The sequence below is a fragment of the Pseudomonas aphyarum genome, assembly GCF_028657055.1.
Lineage (GTDB): Bacteria > Pseudomonadota > Gammaproteobacteria > Pseudomonadales > Pseudomonadaceae > Aquipseudomonas > Aquipseudomonas aphyarum.
The window spans coordinates 134,024-154,813 of sequence record NZ_JAMDGS010000010.1; the positions used below are offsets into that span (position 1 = coordinate 134,024).

General features: G+C 62.1%; 19 protein-coding genes. 7 read left to right on the plus strand and 12 right to left on the minus strand.

Annotated features, from left to right (window positions below; genetic code table 11):
• Positions 1-137: 137 nt before the first annotated feature.
• The 6 genes from M5G18_RS14830 to M5G18_RS14855 all read left to right on the plus strand — a co-directional run bounded on the left by M5G18_RS14830 (position 138) and on the right by M5G18_RS14855 (position 6,875).
• Positions 138-1,154 (plus strand): AraC family transcriptional regulator, encoded by a 1,017-nt coding sequence (locus M5G18_RS14830; RefSeq protein WP_273899550.1) that lies wholly within the window; start codon positions 138-140, stop codon positions 1,152-1,154.
• Between the two features lie 139 nt (positions 1,155-1,293).
• The gene (locus M5G18_RS14835) at positions 1,294-2,958 is read left to right on the plus strand and encodes an AMP-binding protein (protein WP_085603433.1); all 1,665 of its coding nucleotides are present in this window, start codon (positions 1,294-1,296) and stop codon (positions 2,956-2,958) included.
• Between the two features lie 15 nt (positions 2,959-2,973).
• Positions 2,974-3,735 carry an SDR family NAD(P)-dependent oxidoreductase gene (locus M5G18_RS14840; protein WP_114883253.1) on the plus strand — a complete coding sequence of 254 codons (762 nt, stop codon included), beginning with the start codon at positions 2,974-2,976 and terminating at the stop codon, positions 3,733-3,735.
• A gap of 13 nt (positions 3,736-3,748) precedes the next feature.
• Positions 3,749-4,939: an acetyl-CoA C-acyltransferase gene (locus M5G18_RS14845; RefSeq protein ID WP_273899547.1), complete on the plus strand. Its 1,191-nt coding sequence runs from the start codon at positions 3,749-3,751 to the stop codon at positions 4,937-4,939.
• Between the two features lie 20 nt (positions 4,940-4,959).
• Positions 4,960-6,087, plus strand: coding sequence for an acyl-CoA dehydrogenase (locus M5G18_RS14850; RefSeq protein ID WP_007951274.1), 1,128 nt, complete (start codon positions 4,960-4,962; stop codon positions 6,085-6,087).
• 14 nt (positions 6,088-6,101) lie between these two features.
• Positions 6,102-6,875, plus strand: coding sequence for an enoyl-CoA hydratase (locus tag M5G18_RS14855; RefSeq protein WP_085603440.1), 774 nt, complete (start codon positions 6,102-6,104; stop codon positions 6,873-6,875).
• Between the two features lie 212 nt (positions 6,876-7,087).
• Here M5G18_RS14855 and M5G18_RS14860 read toward each other — a convergent pair whose 3' ends face one another.
• From M5G18_RS14860 to argH, 11 genes are all read right to left on the minus strand, one after another.
• Entirely contained in the window at positions 7,088-8,239 is a 1,152-nt protein-coding gene (locus M5G18_RS14860; protein ID WP_201818501.1) for an acyl-CoA dehydrogenase family protein, read from the minus strand.
• A gap of 3 nt (positions 8,240-8,242) precedes the next feature.
• Complete coding sequence (locus tag M5G18_RS14865; RefSeq protein ID WP_273899546.1) at positions 8,243-9,349, minus strand: enoyl-CoA hydratase/isomerase family protein; 1,107 nt, start codon at positions 9,347-9,349, stop codon at positions 8,243-8,245.
• 190 nt (positions 9,350-9,539) lie between these two features.
• Positions 9,540-10,226, minus strand: a complete 687-nt coding sequence (locus M5G18_RS14870) for an HPP family protein (protein WP_273899545.1) — start codon at positions 10,224-10,226, stop codon at positions 9,540-9,542.
• A gap of 159 nt (positions 10,227-10,385) precedes the next feature.
• Positions 10,386-11,564 carry an MFS transporter gene (locus M5G18_RS14875; protein ID WP_273899544.1) on the minus strand — a complete coding sequence of 393 codons (1,179 nt, stop codon included), beginning with the start codon at positions 11,562-11,564 and terminating at the stop codon, positions 10,386-10,388.
• Positions 11,565-11,580: 16 nt separating this feature from the next.
• Positions 11,581-12,933 carry an MmgE/PrpD family protein gene (locus tag M5G18_RS14880; protein WP_273899543.1) on the minus strand — a complete coding sequence of 451 codons (1,353 nt, stop codon included), beginning with the start codon at positions 12,931-12,933 and terminating at the stop codon, positions 11,581-11,583.
• Positions 12,930-13,820 carry a polysaccharide deacetylase family protein gene (locus M5G18_RS14885; protein WP_273899542.1) on the minus strand — a complete coding sequence of 297 codons (891 nt, stop codon included), beginning with the start codon at positions 13,818-13,820 and terminating at the stop codon, positions 12,930-12,932. Before M5G18_RS14885 ends, M5G18_RS14880 begins: the two co-directional genes overlap by 4 nt.
• Complete coding sequence (locus M5G18_RS14890; RefSeq protein WP_273899541.1) at positions 13,813-14,661, minus strand: polysaccharide deacetylase family protein; 849 nt, start codon at positions 14,659-14,661, stop codon at positions 13,813-13,815. The genes M5G18_RS14885 and M5G18_RS14890 overlap by 8 nt, the downstream gene beginning before the upstream one ends.
• Before the next feature lie 337 nt (positions 14,662-14,998).
• Positions 14,999-15,823, minus strand: coding sequence for an ABC transporter substrate-binding protein (locus M5G18_RS14895; RefSeq protein WP_102686101.1), 825 nt, complete (start codon positions 15,821-15,823; stop codon positions 14,999-15,001).
• Between the two features lie 39 nt (positions 15,824-15,862).
• Positions 15,863-16,627, minus strand: a complete 765-nt coding sequence (locus tag M5G18_RS14900; RefSeq protein WP_039768627.1) for an amino acid ABC transporter ATP-binding protein — start codon at positions 16,625-16,627, stop codon at positions 15,863-15,865.
• A 10-nt stretch (positions 16,628-16,637) separates the two neighbouring features.
• Entirely contained in the window at positions 16,638-17,516 is an 879-nt protein-coding gene (locus tag M5G18_RS14905; protein WP_011334265.1) for an amino acid ABC transporter permease, read from the minus strand.
• A 61-nt stretch (positions 17,517-17,577) separates the two neighbouring features.
• Positions 17,578-19,005, minus strand: a complete 1,428-nt coding sequence (gene argH / locus M5G18_RS14910) for an argininosuccinate lyase (RefSeq protein ID WP_273899540.1) — start codon at positions 19,003-19,005, stop codon at positions 17,578-17,580.
• Between the two features lie 298 nt (positions 19,006-19,303).
• Here argH and M5G18_RS14915 point away from each other — a divergent pair, with 298 nt between their 5' ends.
• Positions 19,304-20,269, plus strand: coding sequence for a LysR family transcriptional regulator (locus M5G18_RS14915; RefSeq protein ID WP_207982816.1), 966 nt, complete (start codon positions 19,304-19,306; stop codon positions 20,267-20,269).
• Here M5G18_RS14915 and M5G18_RS14920 read toward each other — a convergent pair.
• Entirely contained in the window at positions 20,253-20,780 is a 528-nt protein-coding gene (locus M5G18_RS14920) for a GNAT family N-acetyltransferase (protein WP_273899539.1), read from the minus strand. The two genes, M5G18_RS14915 and M5G18_RS14920, sit on opposite strands and share 17 nt — an antisense overlap.
• Positions 20,781-20,790 lie beyond the last annotated feature (10 nt).

A 20,790-nucleotide genomic window follows, 5' to 3' on the forward strand; every position in this document is an offset into this window, starting at 1 on the left:
ATAATGAAAGTCATTCTCACATGGCATCCATTGACATTTACCTGAACCTCAGCTGAACGAGTCTGAACATCCACGTCGCCCAGCCAGCTGCGCTAAGATGCCCGCCACTCGAACAACAACAGGATTGCGCGCGTTCCATGTCGGAAAAAGACACCATCGCCATTCAATTGGTGCGCGAAGCACTGCTGCAAAGTTGTGCCCCGGGCGTGGCCACGGAAGAAGTCTTGAGCAAGGTCGGGATCGATCCCGCGCTGCTGTCCACCGATGACGCGCGCGTCCCGGCCAGCCAGTACGCGCGGTTATGGCGACTGTTGGCCCGGCGCGGCGATGACGAGTTCTTTGGCATGGATCCGCGCAAGCTGAAATCCGGCAGCCTGGAATTCCTCTGCCGCAGCGCGATGGCCCAGCCGAACCTGGCTGCGGGGCTGAGCGCCGGTTTGAATTTCCTGTCGTTGATGCTCGAACGCATGCCGGCGCAACTGGTGCACCAGCAGAGTCTGGCGGAGATTGTCCTGCTCGAAGACGACCCGGAACCGCGTCGCGCCTTCACCTACTTCACCTACTGGATGATTGTCCACGGCGTGGCGTGCTGGCTGGCGGGGCGGCGGATCCCGATCCTGGCCATCGAGCTGCGCTGCCCGGCGCCGGATTTCTGTGATGACTATCGGGTGATGTTCTCGGAAAACCTGCGTTTTGACCGACCGCGCACGCGGATGATCTTCGCCGCTGATGTGCTGGATCTGCCGATCAAGCGCAGCGCCGAAGAGTTGAAACGCTTCCTGGCCCATGCCCCGGCCAACATTCTGGTGAAGTACCGCGACCCGGAAAGCCTTGCGAGTCGGATCAAGCAGGATCTGCGGCAGTTGCCCGCCGAACACTGGCCGGAAACCGACGCGCTGGCCCAGCAGTTGTGCATGTCGGCCTCGACCCTGCGTCGGCGTCTGGCTGAAGAAGGGCAGACGTATCAGGGTTTGAAGGACAGCGTGCGCAAGGAACTGGCGATTATCTGGCTGGCGGAGCCTTCGATCAGTTTTGCCGAGATCGCCACCCGCTTGGGGTTTGCCGATGCGAGCTCGTTCTACAAGGCGTTTCGCAAGTGGTCGGGGACCAATCCTGGGCACTATCGCAGCTTGATCCTCAACGAAGCGGTCTGATCCTCGATTCCACGCAAACCTTGGCCAAACCAGTCATCCATCTTGATGGCTTTGACCATTGCCCCGCACCCCGCATGGCGCGAGTATTCCTCTGTTGTTTACGGTTCCCCAACCTAATAAGAACAGAGGGATTCTGGCAATGCGCGATTACTTGTCTGCCACCGCACAGTTTGATTATCAGCACACCGTGGACGCCGCGCTCAGCGGCACGCTCGAGGCGCTCAACGCCTGCGTCGAGTGTTGTGACCGCCACGCCTTGCCGGGGCGTATCGCGCTGTTCTGGGAGGGCCGCGACGGCGCCAGTGCGACATACACCTTCAGCGACCTGCAGGACAAAGCCGCGCGTTTCGCCAATTTCCTTCTCGCCCAGGGCGTGCAGAAGGGCGACAAGGTCGCCGGCCTGCTGCCGCGTAATATCGAATTGCTGATCACCGTGTTCGCCACCTGGCGCATCGGCGCGGTGTATCAACCGCTGTTTACTGCATTTGGCCCTAAAGCTCTCGAACATCGCCTGAACAGCTCAGGCGCCAAAGTGGTGGTGACCGACGCCGCCAACCGACCGAAACTCAGCGAAGTCGCCGACTGCCCGACGCTGGTCACCGTCGGCGGTCCGAAAGGCCAGGGCATCGTCCGTGGCGATTTCAGTTTCTGGGCCGAGTTGCCCAACCATTCCAATGTCTGCGAACCGGTGATGCTGACCGGTGAAGACCCGTTCCTGCTGATGTTCACCTCGGGCACCACCGGGCCGTCGAAAGCGCTGTCGGTGCCGCTCAAGGCCGTCGTGGCGTTCCAGAGCTACACCCGCGATGCCGTGGATCTGCGCCCGGAAGATGCGTTCTGGAACGTCGCCGATCCGGGTTGGGCCTATGGAATCTATTTTGGCGTCACCGGCCCGTTGTCGATGGGCCACCCGATCACGTTCTACGATGGCCCGTTCACCCTCGAAAGTACCTGCCGGGTGATCAACAAATACGGGATCACCAACCTCACCGGTTCGCCCACGGCGTATCGCCTGCTGATTGCCGGCGGCGATGAGTTCGCCAAGTCGATCAAGGGCAAACTGCGCATCGTCAGCAGCGCCGGCGAGCCGTTGAACCCGGAAGTGATCCGCTGGTTCGCCGACAACCTCGGCGTGGTTATTCACGATCACTACGGCCAGACCGAACTGGGCATGGTGCTGTGCAACCACCACGGCCTCGAACACCCGATCCACCTCGGCGCTGCCGGTTTTGCCTCGCCGGGCCATCGCATCGTGGTGCTCGACGAGCAGAACAACGAACTCGGCGTCGGCCAGCCCGGCATCCTCGCCATTGATCGCACGCAGTCGCCAATGTGCTGGTTCGCCGGTTACCAAGGCGCACCGACCAAGGCCTTCGTCGGCGATTACTACCTGAGCGGCGACACCGTCGAGTGGAACCCGGACGGCAGCATCAGCTTCGTCGGCCGCAGCGACGACGTCATCACCACTTCCGGCTACCGGGTCGGCCCGTTCGACGTGGAAAGCGCACTGATCGAACACCCGGCCGTCGTTGAAGCCGCGGTGGTCGGCAAACCCGATCCGGAGCGCACCGAACTGGTGAAGGCGTTCGTCGTACTCAACCCGCAATACCGCGCGGAACCGGCGCTGGCCGAAGAACTGCGCCAACACGTGCGCAAGCGTCTGGCCGCGCATTCGTACCCCCGTGAAATCGAATTTGTCAGCGAGTTGCCGAAAACCCCGAGCGGCAAATTGCAGCGCTTCATCTTGCGCAACCAGGAAATCGCCAAGGCTCAAGAGGCCGCGGCGCACAACGTTTCAGCTTGAATCAGGAAGTCAGTCATGCAGATCGAGAACAAGGTTTTTATCGTCACCGGCGGCGCATCCGGCCTGGGTGCCGCCACCGCTGAATTGCTGGTAAACGCCGGCGCCAAAGTGATGCTGGTGGACATGAACGCCGACGCCGTCGCCGCCCAGGCCCAGCGCCTCGGTGCGCAGAGTGTGGTGGCCGACATCAGCAACGAAGCCGCCGCCGAAGCCGCCGTGCAGGCGACCGTTAAAGCCTTCGGTAGCCTGAATGGTCTGGTGAACTGCGCCGGCATCGTTCGCGGTGAGAAGATCCTCGGCAAGAACGGCCCGCATGCGCTGGCGAGCTTCGCGCAGGTGATCAACGTCAACCTGATCGGCAGCTTCAACATGCTGCGTCTGGCAGCGGCGGCGATTGCCGAAAGCGAAGCCAACGCCGACGGCGAACGCGGTGTGATCATCAACACCGCCTCCGTCGCTGCGTTCGACGGCCAGATCGGCCAGGCCGCGTATTCCGCGTCCAAAGGCGCGATCGCCAGCCTGACCCTGCCTGCCGCCCGTGAACTGGCGCGCTTCGGCATCCGCGTGATGACCATCGCCCCGGGCATTTTCGAAACCCCGATGATGGCCGGCATGACCCCGGAAGTGCGCGACTCGCTGGCCGCCGGCGTGCCGTTCCCGCCACGCCTGGGCAAACCGGCCGAGTACGCCGCGCTGGTGCGGCATATCATTGAAAACAGCATGCTCAACGGCGAGGTGATCCGTCTCGACGGTGCCTTGCGCATGGCCGCCAAGTAAGGAGGATTTTTTCGTGACCATCTCCAACGATCCGATTGTTATCGTCAGCGCCGTCCGCACCCCGATGGGCGGTTTTCAGGGCGAATTGAAAAGCCTGACCGCGCCACAACTCGGTGCGGCGGCGATCAAAGCTGCGGTTGAACGCGCCGGTGTTGCCGCCGATGCGGTCGATGAAGTGCTGTTCGGCTGCGTATTGCCGGCCGGCCTCGGCCAGGCGCCTGCGCGTCAGGCTGCACTGGGCGCCGGGCTGGACAAATCCACCCGCTGCACCACCGTCAACAAGATGTGCGGCTCGGGCATGGAAACCACCATTCTGGCCCACGACATGCTGCTGGCCGGCAGCGCCGACGTGGTGATCGCTGGCGGCATGGAGAGCATGTCGAACTCGCCGTACCTGCTGGATCGCGCCCGTGCCGGTTACCGCATGGGCCACGGCCGGGTGCTGGATTCGATGTTCCTCGACGGCCTCGAAGACGCCTACGACAAGGGCCGTCTGATGGGCACCTTCGCCGAGGATTGCGCTGAAACCAACGACTTTAGCCGCGAGGCTCAGGACGCTTTCGCCATCGCCTCGACCACCCGCGCCCAGCAGGCGATCAAGGACGGCAGCTTCAAGGCCGAGATCGTTCCGCTGACCGTGACTGTTGGCAAAGAACAAGTGGTGATCAGCAACGACGAGCAGCCACCGAAGGCCAAACTGGACAAGATCGCTTCGCTGAAACCGGCGTTCCGCGAGGGCGGCACCGTGACCGCAGCCAACTCCAGCTCGATCTCCGACGGCGCCGCCGCACTGGTGTTGATGCGTCAGTCGCAAGCGCAGACACAGGGTCTGAAACCGCTGGCGGTGATTCACGGCCACGCAGCCTTCGCTGACACCCCGGGCCTGTTCCCGGTGGCGCCGATTGGCGCGATCAAGAAGCTGATGAAGAAAACCGGCTGGTCGCTGGATCAGGTCGATCTGTTCGAAGTCAACGAGGCCTTCGCCGTGGTTGGCATGGCGGCGATGACCCACCTGGAAATTCCTCACAACAAACTCAACATCCACGGCGGCGCCTGCGCCCTCGGTCACCCGATCGGTGCGTCTGGCGCGCGGATTTTGGTGACCTTGCTCTCGGCCCTGCGCCAGAAAGGCCTGAAGCGCGGCGTCGCGGCGATCTGCATCGGCGGCGGCGAAGCCACGGCGATGGCTGTCGAGTGCGTCTGAACCCGAGTTAAGGATTTGCCATGATTCCCAATGACGACCAACAACAAATCCGCGACATGGCCCGGCAGTTTGCCGAGGAACGGCTGAAACCGTTCGCTGCCGAGTGGGATCGCGAACACCGCTTCCCGAAAGAAGCCATCGGCGAAATGGCCGGGCTGGGCTTCTTCGGCATGCTGGTGCCGGAGCAGTGGGGCGGTTGCGACACCGGTTACCTGGCCTACGCCATGGCCCTGGAAGAAATCGCCGCCGGCGACGGCGCCTGCTCGACGATCATGAGCGTGCACAACTCGGTGGGTTGCGTGCCGATCCTCAAATTCGGCAACGACGATCAGCGCGAGCGCTTCCTCAAACCGCTGGCCAGCGGCGAGATGCTCGGCGCTTTCGCGTTGACCGAGCCCCAGGCCGGCTCCGACGCCAGCAGCCTGAAAACCCGCGCTCGGCTGGAAGGCGATCACTACGTGCTCAACGGATGCAAACAGTTCATCACCTCCGGGCAGAACGCCGGAATCGTGATCGTGTTTGCGGTCACCGACCCGAGCGCCGGCAAGCGCGGGATCAGCGCGTTCATCGTCCCGACCGATTCGCCGGGCTACAAAGTCGCCCGCATCGAGGACAAGCTCGGCCAGCACGCCTCGGACACCTGCCAGATTCTGTTCGAAGACGTGAAGGTGCCGGTGGCCAACCGTTTGGGCGAGGAGGGCGAGGGCTACAAGATCGCCCTGGCCAACCTTGAAGGCGGCCGTGTCGGTATCGCTTCGCAATCGGTGGGCATGGCCCGTGCCGCGTTCGAAGCGGCGCGCGATTACGCCCGTGAACGTGACACCTTCGGCAAGCCGATCATCGAGCATCAGGCCGTGGCGTTCCGCCTGGCGGACATGGCGACCCAGATCGCCGTGGCGCGGCAGATGGTGCACTACGCCGCCGCCCTGCGCGACAGCGGTCAGCCGGCGCTGGTCGAGGCGTCGATGGCCAAACTGTTCGCCTCGGAAATGGCCGAGAAGGTCTGCTCCATGGCATTGCAAACCCTCGGCGGTTACGGTTACCTCAACGACTTCCCGCTGGAGCGCATCTACCGCGACGTGCGGGTCTGCCAGATCTACGAAGGCACCAGCGACATTCAGCGCATGGTCATTTCGCGCAATCTTTGAGAAGGAATCTGCACATGAGTTACGAAACGATTTTGCTGGAAACCCATGGCCGCGTCGGCCTGATCACCCTCAATCGCCCGCAGGCGCTGAATGCCCTCAACGCGCAACTGGTCAGCGAAGTGAACCGCGCGCTCGATGGTTTTGAAGCCGACGCGAACATTGGCTGCATCGTCATCACCGGCTCGACCAAAGCCTTCGCCGCCGGCGCCGATATCAAGGAAATGGCCGATCTGACCTACCCGCAGATCTACATGGACGACCTGTTCAGCGACAGCGACCGCGTGGCCAACCGCCGCAAACCGATCATCGCGGCGGTCAACGGTTTTGCCTTGGGTGGCGGCTGTGAACTGGCGCTGATGTGCGACTTCATCCTGGCGGGCGACAACGCCAAGTTCGGCCAGCCGGAAATCAACCTCGGCGTGCTCCCAGGCATGGGCGGCACCCAGCGCCTGACCCGCGCCGTGGGCAAGGCCAAGGCCATGGAAATGTGCCTGAGCGGGCGTTTGATCGACGCGGTGGAAGCCGAGCGCTGCGGCATCGTCGCGCGGATCGTGCCGAGTGCCGAGCTGCTGGATGAAGCGCTGAAAGTGGCGGCGGTGATCGCCAGCAAATCGTTGCCGATTGCGATGATGGTCAAGGAAAGCGTCAACCGCGCGTTTGAAGTGAACCTGACTGAAGGCGTGCGCTTCGAGCGCCGGGTGTTCCATGCGGCGTTTGCGACGCAGGATCAGAAGGAAGGAATGGCGGCGTTTGTGGCCAAGCGGCCTGCTGAATTTCAAGGCAAATAACGCGGCGAACTTACAAAATGCCCTCACCCCAGCCCTCTCCCGGAGGGAGAGGGAGCCGACCGAGGTGTCTCAGGTCTGACATCGACCTGAGAGGCCGAGTCGATTATGGATTCACCAGCGATCGTTCAAGTCGGCGCAACTCGCGAATATCCCTCACCCTAACCCTCTCCCTTTGGGAGAGGGTTAGGGTGAGGGGGAAGGGGCCGACACGGTCACAACTGATAGTTCTTCAACTCCCGAGCAATCACCATCCGCTGTATCTCGCTCGACCCCTCATAAATCTGGGTAATCCGCGCATCCCGGTAGTATTTCTCCACCGGGTAATCCTCCAGATACCCATACCCGCCATGAATCTGAATCGCTGACGAACACACCTTCTCGGCCATTTCCGAAGCAAACAGCTTGGCCTGCGAAGCCTCCGACAGACACGGTTTACCCGCCGTACGCAGCCGCGCCGCATGCAGGATCATCAAGCGCGCCGCGTTGATCTGCATCTGCATGTCCGCCAGCAGGTTGGCGATGCTCTGGTGCTCGACAATCGCCTTGCCGAACTGCACCCGATCACGGGCGTAACCCAGCGCCGCTTCAAACGCCGCACGGGCGATGCCCAATGCTTGCGCCGCAATGCCAATGCGTCCGCCTTCAAGGTTGGAGAGGGCAATCGCCAAACCTTTACCGCGTTCACCCAACAGATTTGCTTCAGGAATGCTGCAATTGCTCAGCGTCACCGCACAGGTGTCAGAAGCGCGGATGCCCATCTTGTGTTCGGTACGATCAACGATGAAACCCGGCGTATCAGTCGGCACCAGAAACGCCGAGATCCCACGCTTGCCCAGATCCGGATCAGTCACCGCAAACACGATCGCCAGTTTCGCCCGCTTGCCATTGCTGACAAATTGCTTGGCGCCGTTGATCACCCATTGCCCGTCGCGCAGTTCGGCGCGGGTGCGCAGGTTGTGCGCTTCGGAGCCAGCCTGGGGTTCGGTCAGGCAGAAGCAGCCGATCACCGCGCCGCTGGCCAGATCCGCCAGCCAGGTCTGTTTCTGTTCTTCGCTGCCGTAGTTGAGCACCGGCCCGCAGCCCACCGAGTTGTGAATGCTCATGAACGCGCCTGTGGCGCCGTCACCGGCGGAAATCTCTTCCACCGCCAGCGCGTAGGCCACGTAGTCGACGTAGGTGCCGCCCCATTCTTCCGGTACCACCATGCCCAGCAGACCGAGTTCGCCCATCTTCGCCACCAGACCGTCATCGATCCAGCCGGCCTTTTCCCAGGCTTGGGCGTGGGGGGCGATTTCGCCGCGGGCAAAGTCCCGGGCCATGTCGCGGATCATTACCTGGTCTTCAGTCAATTCGAGATCGTGCATGGCTCAGCTCCCGCTCTCTTCGAAACCGTGGAAGAAACTCTCGACCTGCTCGGCGTGCAGCGCAGCCAGGGTCGGCGGGTTCCAGCGTGGTGATTTGTCTTTGTCGATCAGCAAGGCACGCACGCCTTCGATCAGGTCGCCGCGCTCGAACCATTGGCGATCCAGATGCAGTTCGAGGGCGAAGCAGTGTTCCAGGCTCAGGTGCCGGCCGCGACGCAGCATTTCCAGGGTCACGCCCATGGCCAGCGGCGAGCGGGTTTCCAGCAGGTCGGCGGTGGTGGTCGCCCAATCGTGGCTGTCGGCGACGGTCACGGCGCGCAGTTGCTCGACGATGCTCGGCACGTCAGGCAAGGCGAAGAAGTGGTCGATGGCCGGACGCAAGGTTTCCAGCGGCGCATCCGGCAGGGTTTGCACAGCGTGGCGGGCGAGCAGGCTTTGCAGATCCTTCAACGGCGTATCGTGCCATTGCAGGTGATCGAGTTGCTCATCGAGGGTGCCGAATTTGCTGCTGTCCAGATACCAGTCGGCGAGGCCGCAGTACAGCGCATCCGCCGCACGAATCTGCACGCCGCTGACGCCCAGATAAATCCCCAGTTCACCGGGAATGCGCGGCAGGAAATAACTGCCGCCGACATCCGGAAAATACCCGATCGCCACTTCCGGCATCGCCAGACGGCTCTTCTCAGTGACAACCCGCAAATCAGCGCCTTGCACCAGGCCCATGCCGCCGCCGAGAACGAAACCGTCCATCAGCGCCAGCACCGGTTTGCGGTAGTGGTGGATCGTCAGGTCGAGGGCGTATTCCTCGACGAAGAAATCTTCGTGCAGCGTGTCGCCGCTTTTGTGGCTGTCGTACAGCGATCGAATGTCGCCACCGGCACAGAAGGCTTTCTCGCCGGCACCGCGCAGCACCACCGCGTGGATATCGGCATCGGCGGCCCAGGCGTCCAGGTGTTGCTGGAGCTGGCGCACCATGTCGAGGGTCAGAGCATTGAGGCCGGCGGGGCGATTGAGGGTCAGATGACCGATGTGATTGCGAACCTCGGCCAGCACTTCGTGTGGCGTGGCATCCATGGACGAAGTCCGCGGGGATGAAGCCTGAGCAGTCATCACTAACTCCCTGCTTTTATTGTCTTTATTCGAGAAGCTCGCGCGCGAGCGTTACCGGATCGTAACAGTGCAAATTTGCCGTGTACAACGGGGATATGTGCATGGGCTGTCTGCATTTTTACCTTAGGCCAAATGCACGGGATCGCGGCTTCTTTTCAATCGACAACGCTGACAGGGACAGGCTCTGGACTCAGCGGAACACCTGGCCAATGCTCCGCCGTTTGGCATGCAACTCACTGGCATGAATCAACTGCTCCAGATCCTCCGGCGTGACATCGATGAACGCCTCCATATCGGCCAGTGCCAGTTTCAGATCCTCGGCCGTGATGGACTGAATATCCACTGGTGCCAAGGCCGGCGTGGGTTCGGCAGGGCGTTTCGGGTAGCGGATGCGGGTGAGGTTGTTATAGGCCAGTGCGGCCAGCAGCAGGCAGGCGGCGCTGAGCATCACCGGTTCCAGGGCTTTCCAGTCCATGGCGATGGTCATCGGGTCGGCCAGCACCATCGTCAATGCCACCGCGCCGGCCGGCGGATGCAGGCAGCGCAGCCAGCACATCAGGATCAGCGCCATGCCTGCGGCGAGGCACGCACTGCCCAAGGTTCGGCCGAGGACGTGGGCCACCAGCAACGCGACGACGCCTGCACACAGGTAGCCGCCGATGATCGACCACGGCTGGGCGAGGGCGCCGGAGGACACCGCGAACAGCAGCACCGCCGAGGCGCCCAGCGGGCCGATCAGGTGGTAGGCCACTTCAATGCCGAACACCTGACTGCACGCCCACACGCTGAACAACGTGCCCAGGGCCATGCCGATGGCGGCGCGGCTCCATTCGGTGGGGCGGGTGTTGATGGCGGCGGGCAACCAGCGAGCGAGCATGAAGAACCGATCCTCTTGGGGAAACTGAAGGCAAAAAAAAGGACTTGTCCGTCAATCCGGAAAGTCCTTCGAAGTGTTCCAACTATTGGGGGAGGAACGCGCACAGTGTGCCAATCATTCACGATGCTGACAAATTCATATAAATGCAGTTTCAGTGCATTATTTATGAAGTAAAGCTACGCGCCGCCCGCTCATGAAACACAGGAAGCCGCCCATCGCCGTCAATGCGCTGAGGGCGTAGAACATGGTCGGCGCCGGCGTGTGCATCAGCAGGAAACCGCAGATCACCGGACTCAATGCACCGCCCAATGCTGCGAGGTTCTGCGCGCCGTAATAGCTGCCGCGCAGTTCTTCCGGGGCCAGGGTGTCGACGAACAGGAATTCCGACGGGTAAATGATCATCTCGCCGAGGGTGAAGATGAACATCGCGATGCACCACGTCACCAGGCTGTCGGCGAGGCTGAAGCCGATCAAACCGAGGATGAACAGGCTGGTGCCGGCGGCGATCCAGTAGCGCAGTTTTTCCCGGTTGAGGAAGCGGCCGATTTGGTATTGCAGCAGGATCACTGCGATGGCGTTGCAGGCGAGCAGGGCGGCCATGGTTTGCAACGCGCGTTGCGAATCCTCGACCACCAGCAGGTATTGCGACAGGTACAGCGTGAAACGCCCGTGGACCACGGTGCTGAGCAGGCAACCGCAGGTGAACATGATCAGCGTGCGGTCGTTTTTCAGGGTGATCAGGGTTTTCAGGAAGCTTTGCGGCTGGCCGATGGCGGCGACCGGGCTGGCGTCCTTCGGAATGCCGATCATCAGGAAGATGCTGCCGAAAGCGATGCCGGCGGCAATCAGGAACGGCGCAATCGGGTAGACCCCGGCGATCACCACGCCGAGCATCGGGCCGGTGGCGTAGCCGATGTTGGTCAGGGTGTAGCGCAGGGAAAACGCCTTGGCCCGCTGGCCCATGGGCAGTTTTTCGCTGAGGATCGCCTTGGAGCCGATCAGGAACAGCGCCGAGGCGGTTTCGGTGATGACCAGAGTCGCGGTGGTCAGGTACAGGTCTTTGGCGAAGGTCAGCAATACGAAACCAATGGAGCTGGAGAGCATCGCCAGAATCAGCAACCGGCGCTTTTCCAGCCGGTCGATGATGTAGCCGCCGTACAGCGCAAGCAGGGTGGCGATGAACACCGCGATTCCCAGCAGCAACCCGACGTCCTGTTGGTTGAGGCCGAGCTTGTTGCTCAAGAACAAGGTGAGCAACGGACTGGTGATGGCGCGGCTGACGACGATGGTCAGCGAGACGATCATCAGGCGGCGGATAACGAGCGAGTAGGTGGCCACGGAAAATCAAATGTCCTTATTCGGTTAACAGGTGCTCTAGATCGCGCACGGAATCCAGCGTTTGCAGTTGCCGCAGCTGCGCCAGTAACGGCTCGGCCTTGACCGGTGAAATGACCCGCAACGCCAGACTGAAAAACTTCTCCTCCAGCGCCGCCTCGCTCAGCGGATTGCCCGGCGCGCCCAGCGGCACCTCGACACACAGACTCGCCTCACGCCCGTCACGGGTTCGCACCACGACCACCGGTTCGCCATCCTCCGACAGTCGCTCATCCACTTCAAGGCGAATGCGCGTCAGCCAGTGAGCGATGCGCGGATCGTTTCGTGGCTGTTCGTCGTAAGCCTCGAGTCGGCAATGGCCGTGCACCAGTCGCGCGGCGAGGGCATAGGGCAGGCTCATCTGCGTAGCGGCCAGACTTTGGATGTCGCGACCGCCGCACATGTCGAGCAGAAACCCGCACAGGTGAACCTGAATGTCTTCAACCTGATCGGCACCGACCTGCAATTGCTCCAGCAACAAGCCGAGCGCATCGATGGCCGAATGGGTGCCACGGCAGGCGGCGTAGGGTTTGATCGAACAGCGCGCGAGTTTCCAGACCTTTCCCAAATCGGCATCCAGCGCATTCGGCTGCGCGCTGCCGGGCGCCAGGGTCTTGAGAAATCCACCCCAGACATCCTCGAACAACACCGACGGCCCGCTGACGCCTTCGCGAGCAAAACGCGCCGCCAGCAAACCACCCTCGGCCGCCCGGCCGCTGTGCAGTTTCTTGCTTTGCGAACCGTCATGAATGAACGCCCACAACCCGCCACTGAAACTGCCAGCGATGCCGAGTGCCGACACGGTTTGCCCGACATCCAGCGCAAAAATCCGCGCACAGGCCGCCGCCGCGCCGAACACGCCGCAGGTGGCGGTGGAGTGCCAACCGGCGCCGTTGTGCGCCGAATAACTGCCGCAGGCTTCCAGCACCCGCCGGCCGATTTCGTAGCCGATCACCACGGCGGTGATGAACTCGCGACCGTCCACCGGCCGATCGACCAGCGACAGCGCGGCCATTACCGCTGGCAACACCACCGCGCCGGAGTGATCGCAACCGCCGGTGTCGTCCAGCTCCAGCGCATGGGCGGCGATGCCGTTGAGCAACGCCGCATGCCCCGCGCCGACGCGCAATGACGAACCCCAGACCAGCGCGGTGCCCGGCTCGGCGCCGAACACCTGCCGCGCCTGAAGCGCCACCGCACTGTCGGCCCCGGCCAGTGCCGCGCCGAAGGTGTCGAGAATGTGCCGCTTGGCCTGCTCCACTAAAGCCGGCGGCAGATCTTCAAACCGCGTTTCGACGCAAAACTGCGCCAGCCGCTGCATGCGCTCCGTCATACGAGGTAGTCCCGATAATGGCGCTCATACACCGACGCCGGATGATCCTGCGCAACCGGCGCCGCCGTTTGCGCCCACCACTGCGCGACTTCGGCGCCGGTGGCGATCCACACGTCGTCATGCTGCTGAATGCCTTGCAGCAATTCGCGCAGCACGCCGATGCGTCCCGGTGTGGCGATGATTTCCGGGTGCAGGCGCAGCACGTAGCACAGGCCGAAGCGGTGAAATCCGGCGAAGTCCATTTGCAGGTTGCCCAGGGTGTGGCTGTAGGAAGCGATCCGCGATTGCGCTGGCGGCACGGCCGGGCTCAGGTTGAAGGCGAAGTAAGGCTCGTCTTCCAGTTCGTAATGCAGCGGCAACTCGACCACTTCAGGCGCGGTCGGGTGCAAGAACGGCAGATCATCGCCACGCCATGATGACGACCAGCGAATGCCGTGGTCTCTCAAGGCTTCAATGAATCCCGGCGCACCGTTGCCCGCCGGAATCCGGAAACCGGTTGGAGGCACGCCGGTCAGGGCTTCCAGCGCTGCACAACCCTTGGCGACTTCCGCGCTCTGCGCCGCCAGATCCAGCGTGTCGTAATCCTGGTGGCGGTAGCCGGCGCAGGCGATTTCATGGCCGTCAGCCTGGATTGCCGCGATGTGCTGCGGGTTTTCCTCGGCAACGATACCCGGCACGAACCAGCTGCTGCGCACCCCGAGTTCCCTGAACAGGCCAAGCAAACGCTCGACGCCGCGTTGCGTGCCGTAGCGCCACACCGACAGCGTCTTGTCGCGTCCGGCGACTTCCGGGGCCTGGGTGAGAATGCCGTGGATGTCGTTGTAATCGACGGTCAGCACCACCGCGCAGCGTTTGCCGGCGGGCCAGTGGTTGTCAGCGTCAGCCATGGTGATGCTCCTTCAGCCACCAGCGGGCGACGTCGCGGCAGGTGGCGAACCACACGTCATCGCGCTGGCGCATGTGTTCGAAGAGTTTCTCCAGCAACAGGATGCGCCCCGGTTTGCCGGTGATTTTCGGGTGGAACAGGGTGGTCAGGCACAGGCCTTCGTCCATCGCGCCGTCGTACTCGCGCTGCCAGTTGTCGAGGGTCAGCTCATAGCTGGCGGTGCGGTCGAGCCCGGACGGGAAGTTCGGTGCGCGGGTGTAGGCGAGGGAGGCGTAGTCGTCCATTTCCCAGCGGCCGGGGATTTCCACCAGCGGTGTGTCGTGGCCGGGGACGTTGACCAGATACGGGCGATCATCGCCGCGCATGCTGCTGGAATAGATGACGCCGTCGTCCGCCAGCATCGCCGGGGTTTCGGCGCGCCAGTCGCCGGACGGGGTGCGAAAGCCCTCGGCGCGGATGTGCAGGTATTGCCAGAACACGTCGCGGGATTTGTTCATCACGGCCTGCTGCTGGTTCAGCGTCAGGGCGTAGAAGGATTCGTGCTTGTAGCCGTGGTAGGCGACTTCATGACCGCGCTCGACGATCGCCTGGCATTGTTTCGGCCAGTTCTCCACGACCCAGGCGGGGACGAAGAAGGTGGTCGGGATCTTGAAGGCGTCGAGCAGATCCAGCAGGCGTGGCAGGGCGCGGTAGGGGCCGTAGCCGCCGAAGCCGAAGTATTCGGGTTTGTGCCAGATCGAGTTGTTGAGCATGGCATCGCCGGTCGGGCCGTCGAGGTCGAAGGCCAGGGCTAGGCAGGCTTTGTGCTGGTCGGGCCAGGTGGGTTGTTGAGGGGCGGACATGGTTGTGACGCTCCGGGGGTTGGTCAGTTGGATCCTGGGTGTTGATCAGATCGAGCCCTCACCCCAGCCCTCTCCCGGAGGGAGAGGGAGCCGATCGGGGTGTTCTTCAGGGGTACATCGACCTGAAAAATCGAGTTGAACTCAGGTTCTAAAAAAACGAATCGAACTCAGGACCTGAAAAAATCAAGTCGAACTTGGATTCTGAAAAGCCAAGTCAGACCTCAGGTTCTGAAAAATTCAGTCGAACTCAGCTTTTGAACAACATGAAGATCGGCTCCCTTTCCCCCTCGCCCCCCTTGGGGGAGAGGGCTGGGGTGAGGGGGAGCGATCTCGAGTCTTACTTGCCCGCGTTAATGGTCACGTCCTTGATCGCACCCAACTCCAGATCCCACTTCTTCAGAATCGCGCCATAACTGCCGTCATCCACCATGCTTTGCAGCGCCACTTTCACCGCTTCACTCAGCTCAGGCTTCTTCTTGCTCACACCCAGCCCGGTGAACTGCACGGAGATCGGCTGGCCGACCGTCTTGTACATGTCCTTTTCCTGGGTCTTGAGGTACGACAGGGTTTCGCTGCCCTGCATTGCCGCATCAATACGGCTCTGGCGCAGTTGGGCACGGGCGTCGGCCGAGCCTTCGGTGCCGATTACGTTGATCGCAGGTTTGCCGGCCGCTTCACAGTTTTCCTTGCTCCACGCGGCGATTTCCGCCGGGAAGGTGGTGCGGCGGCTGGTGCCGACTTTCTTGCCGCACAGGTCGATGATTTCGTTGGTCGCTGCGTTTTTCTGCAAGGTGTAGAACTGCGGGCCGCTGGTGAAGTAGTCGACGAAGGTCACGCTGGCCTGACGCTCGGCGGTGTCGGTCATGCCCGACAGGACCATGTCCACGCGGTCGGTGGTCAGGGCGTTGATCATTTGCTCGAAGCCGGTTTCCTGCCACTTGATCTTCACCCCGAGGCGTTCGGCCAGGGCGTTGCCCAGGTCGTAGTCAAGGCCGGTGAGCTTGTTGGTGGCCGGGTCCTTGAAATCCATCGGCGGATAATTGGGCATGATCGCGACGACGATCTCGCCTTTTTCCTTGATGCTGGCCGGCAACTCGGCGGCCACGGCGAAACCGCAAGACATGAGGGAGGTGAGTACTGCTGGAATGACGAAGTTCTTCATGGACGTTCTCTTATGAGTGTTGTGAAGGCCAAAGGGGCCTCAGGTTCGAACGGCAGAAATGAAGCTTTGGGTGCGCGGGTTTTGCGGACTTATTAGTATTTCTTCGGGGCTTCCAGCCTCCACGATCTGCCCGCCGTCCATGAACACCATGCGGTTGGAAACCTCCCGGGCGAAGCCCAGTTCATGGGTGACGACGATCATGGTCATGCCGGTCTGCGCCAGATCGCGCATCACCGACAGCACCTCACCGACCAGTTCCGGGTCGAGTGCCGAAGTGGGTTCATCGAACAGCATCAGCTTGGGGCGCATGGCCAGAGCGCGGGCAATCGCCACCCGTTGCTGCTGACCGCCCGACAACTCGATCGGGTAGCTGTTGCGTTTGTCGGCCAGGCCGACCCGGGCCAGCAGTTCCAGGGCTTCTTCGTGCGCCTCCTTGGGCGAACGCTTGAGCACCTGGCACGGGCCTTCGATGATGTTTTGCAGCACAGTCATGTGCGGAAACAGGTTGAAGCGCTGGAACACCATGCCGGTGGCCAGGCGCTGGCGGGCGATCTGCGATTCGTTGAGTTCGTGCAGCTTGTGCCCGACCACGCGGTAGCCGACCAGTTCGCCGTCGACCCAGAGGCCGCCCTTGTCGATCTTTTCCAGCTGGTTGACGCAGCGCAGCAGGGTGCTCTTGCCCGAGCCGGACGGGCCAATGATGCACAGCACTTCGCCTTGCTCGACCTCGATGTTGATGTCCTTGAGCGCGTGGTACTGGTCGTAATATTTGTTCAGGCTCACGGCCTTGACGATGTTTCTCATGACGGATTCCTCAAGAACGCTTGCCGGCGCCGCGAGCGAAACGACGCTCCAGACGGCTTTGACCAAAAGACAGGACGGTGACGGTGGCCAGGTACCAGATACCGGCGACGATCAGCAGCTCCATGACCCGGGCGTTGGCGTAGTAAATGTTCTGGGCGTTGTAGAGCAGTTCCGAGTACTGGATGACGCTCGCCAGCGAGGTCATTTTCACCATGCCGATGAATTCGTTGCCCACCGGCGGAATGATGATCCGCATGGCCTGGGGCAGGATGATCCGGCGCAGTGCTTGCAGGCGCGGCATGCCGATCGACTTGGCGGCTTCGTACTGGCCGGTGTCCACCGACAGCAGGCCGGCGCGCACCACTTCAGCGGTGTAGGCGCCCTGGTTGATGCTCAAGCCGAGCAGGGCGGCCACGAACGGGGTCATCAGGCTCACGGTGTCGAGTTCGAACAGGCCGGGAATGCCGATGGTGGGGAAGATCAGCGCCAGGTTGAACCACAACAGCAGTTGCAGAATCAGCGGCGTACCGCGAAACAGCCAGGTGTAGGTCACTGCCACGTAGCGCAGGATCGGGTTGGCCGACATGCGCATGATCGCGGTGATCACCCCGAACACGATGCCCAGCGCCATCGCCAGCACGGCCATGATGATCGTGTTGAACAGGCCCCACATGATCGCTTCGGAGGTCAGGAATTGGCCGATGTACGACCATTCGATCTTGCCTTCGGCGAAGGCCCGCACCAGACCGATGATCGCGATGACGATCACGGTGGCGAAGAAGATCCGCCCGTAGTAACGCCGTGGCACGTGCTGGTACTGGGTAATGTCGAACTGGTTTTCCGCCAGTTTGCGCTCCGCCTGGAGTCGTTCTGCCTGAGTCTGGCTCATGGTGTTTCTCCGTACACTGTACTTGTCGATCAACCCCCTCCCGGTGGGAGGGGGACCCGGCTTAGAGGCGGAAGCCCTGGTAGTTTTCGGTCCACTGTTGCTGTGCGGCGAGGGCGGTTTTCAGGCGGCCGATCTGCTCGCGCACCTGTTGCGGCGCGGTGCCGCCCCAGCCGCTGCGGGCGGCGATGGCGGCTTCCAGGGTCAGGCTGTCACGCACGTCTGCCGTGAGGCGCGGGTCGATCTCGGCCAGCAGCGCCGGCGAGGCTTCCCACAATTCGAGGTCGTGTTTTTCGCAGGCCTGCACCAGCGCACCGGTGATTTCGTGGGCTTCCTTGAACGGCACGCCGCGCACCGCCAGCCAGTCGGCGACTTCGGTGGCGAGGGTGAAACCCAGCGGCGCCTGACGCCGAAGTTCCTCGACGTTGACGGTCATGGTCGCGACCATCCCGGCCATCGCCGGCAGCACCAACAGCAGGGTGTCGACGCTGTCGAGCACGCCGTTCTTGTCTTCGCTCAGGTCGCGGTTGTACGACAGCGGCAGGGATTTGAGCGTCGACAGCAGGCCGGTCAGGTTGCCGATCAGACGCCCAGCCTTGCCCCGGGCCAGTTCGGCGATGTCGGGGTTTTTCTTCTGCGGCATGATCGAGCTGCCGGTGGCGTAGGCGTCATCCAGATCGACCCAGCGGAACTGGCGCGACGACCACAGGCAGAACTCTTCGGCCAGACGCGAGATGTTGATCCCGAGCATGCTGGCGATGAACAGGAACTCGGCGACGTGATCGCGGCTGGCCACGGCGTCGATGGAGTTTTCGCAGACCCCGGCGTACCCCATTTCCTTGGCCGACTGTTGCGGCTGGCGAGCGATGGCGGAACCGGCCATGGCCGCAGCACCGAGGGGCGACAGCGAAGTGCGGTTGTCCCAGTCCACCAGTCGCTGCACGTCACGCAACATCGATTGGGCGTGGGCCAGCAGGTGGTGGGCGAACACGATCGGCTGCGCCTGCTGCAAGTGGGTGAAGCCCGGGCAGATGCTCTCGACGTGCTGCTCGGCCTGATCCACCAGCGCCGTTTGCAGGGCCAGCACTTCCACGGCCAGGGTGCGGACGTGATCACGCAGGAACAGGCGCAGGTCGTTGGCGGTCTGGTCGTTGCGCGAGCGGCCGGCGCGCAGCTTGCCGCCCAGTGTGCCAAGGCGTTCGGTCAGCAGGCGCTCGATGAAGGTGTGAACGTCTTCGTCGTCCAGGGTCGGGGCGATGCGCCCGGCAGCAAAATCGGCACCGATGCCGTCCAGGGCTTCGATCATCGTGCGGGTTTCCTGCTCATCCAGCAGGCCGGCACGTTGCAGTTCCCCGGCGTGGGCCTTGGAGCCGGCCAGATCGTACGGCGTCAGGCGGAAATAGCGCTCGGGGCAACGGGACAGGGCCGCCAGGGCTGCGGACGGGCCGCTTTTGAAACGGGCACCCCAGAGACGGTCGGTGGTTTGAGACATTTGTTGTTTTCCTCGTCGGTAACGCGAACTGAAATCGGTGTGCTGGGCCCTGAATATCGCGCCAAACAATCAGCGGGCGGAATCAGGCCAAAGCAGTTTTCAAGAGGGCAGTTGCAAAGAGACAAGAGCTGATCGAAGTGTCAGCTTTTAATGTTTGGCGATCAGTGAGTTGGCACTGATGTTCGGAATTTTTTGGCGGTTGCCAAGGCTTGTTTTCTGTGATCATTATTATTAGCCGGCGATGTTTTTGTTGTTGGACACAGATTGTTGAACATTGCGCCAGAGGTAAATCAGCATTATGGAAACCCCACTTTCCAATTCCGGAAACCCACCGGTCAAAACCGCTCACCGGGCACCTTTGGCCCTCAGCGGACTGGATTTCAAACTGCTCAAGGTGTTCAAGGCGGTGGTCGAGGCCGGCGGCTTCAGCGCGGCGCAAAACGAGCTGAACGTGGGCCTGGCCGCGATCAGCAAGCAGATCTCCGACCTGGAAATCCGCATCGGCATGCGCCTGTGTACCCGTGGCCGCGAGGGGTTTCACCTGACCGAAGAAGGGCGTCTGGTGTATCAGGCGTCGATTGATCTGTTTGCCTCGGTCGACAACTTTCGTGACCGGCTTAGTTCAGCGCAGAACGAACTTATCGGCGATCTCGGAGTGGGGGTGATCGATAATACGATTACCGACGATAATTCGCCGTTAGTTGCCGCGCTTAAAAAGATAAATGAACATTCACCGAAAGTAAGGTTTCAACTTCAGGCCACCCAACTGGATGAAGTGGAAAGAGGCGTAGTGGAAGGTCGCTTGGTTGCCGGAATAGTCCCGGTTTATCAGAAACGCGAAGAGTTCGATTATTACCCGCTCTACGAAGAACGCTCGCAGGCTTACTGCGCCGTCGGCCACCCGTTGTTCGAGATGCCGGCGGAGCAGATGGGCGGCAACGTGTTGCAGGATTACGAGTGCATCAACCACCGCTACGCGATCCATCGTGACAAGCTCAACTTCGCCCGCTACGACAGTTTTTCCGCCTCGGCGACCCAGGTCGAAGCGGTGGCATTGCTGATCAAGACCGGGCGTTTCGTGGGCTTTCTGCCCCAGCACTACGCCGCCACGCTGGTGGCCGCCGGGCAGTTTCGCGCGGTGTGCCCGGAGCTGATCCACTTCGATACACCGTTCAATCTGATTCTGCGCCACAACACCGTGCGCAGTCCGCTGGTCAAGGCGTTCGCCCAGGCGCTGGGGGTTGATCTCAAGCCGACGGCGTGAGTATCAGGCGCATGGCGCAACGTCGCTCACCGGGCAATCCGTGAGCGATTTCATCGCGCAATACATGGTTCAGACGCGCGTCGCTGTCGTCGGCGTTCAATAGCGCAAAACCCATGCGTTGATAGAACGGCGCATTCCACGGCAGATCGCGAAACGTCGTCAGCGTCACCGCCCGAAGTTGCCACAGACGCGCCTGTTCAATCGCCGCCAACAGCAACTTGCGACCGACGCCCCGGCCCTGAAAGTGTTGGCTGACGGACAGTTCCTCAATGTGCAACTGTTGGTCGACAGTCACCGCCCTTAAAAAACCTGCAAGTTGCCCGTCGTTGTTTTGCGCGACCCACAGTTCGCCCTGTTCAATCGCCGGTAAATGCGCCGAGGCCTGCGGCACGGCGGCATCGGCCAGCCAGGCCAGTGACGTGTCGAGGCGAAACAGCGCGGCGGCCGAGCGCTCGATGGCGGGGAGGGCGATGGCATCGGCTGCAAGGGCCTGTCGCACGGTGAAGGTCATCAGTCAGCGG